The sequence below is a fragment of the Methylobacterium sp. C33D genome, from assembly GCF_053345825.1.
This window is the reverse complement of the sequence record NZ_JBKFAV010000151.1, coordinates 1-353: the sequence shown is the minus strand read 5'-3', so window position 1 is coordinate 353 and position 353 is coordinate 1. Positions and strand designations below refer to the sequence as shown.

At 65.4% G+C, this 353-nt stretch carries 1 protein-coding gene; it reads right to left on the bottom strand.

Going from position 1 to position 353, the window contains the following annotated elements:
* Positions 1 to 241 precede the first annotated feature (241 nt).
* On the bottom strand, positions 242 to 353 hold a 112-nt coding region (locus ACLBXO_RS31810), incomplete at its 5' end, for a transposase domain-containing protein (RefSeq protein WP_447687751.1).

Below are 353 nucleotides of genomic sequence, written 5' to 3'. Positions count from 1 at the left end.
CATGGTACTGTGTCTCAAGACACGGGAGAGTCGGTCGCCGCCAGACCCGCACATCGCAAGCAACAGCCCCTCACCACGTACACCGATCCGGCCCCCGGACATACCGCCCGCTCACCAGAGCCGGCGCCGTCTCATGAGCGGCTGATTTGCACCGCGAAGTGAGCTCCGCACGCTGGGTCGCGCGCGGGGGCGGTCACGATCTTATCCTGACAATTCATGAGATCGGGCGTAAGCGTCGTTCTCAGGCCACGGCCCTGAGGGGCTGCGGGGCGTAGGCCCAGGGCAGCAGGTCGTCGATATTGCTCTGCGGATGTCCGGCAACGATGCGGGTGATGACGTCGGTCAGGTAGGCC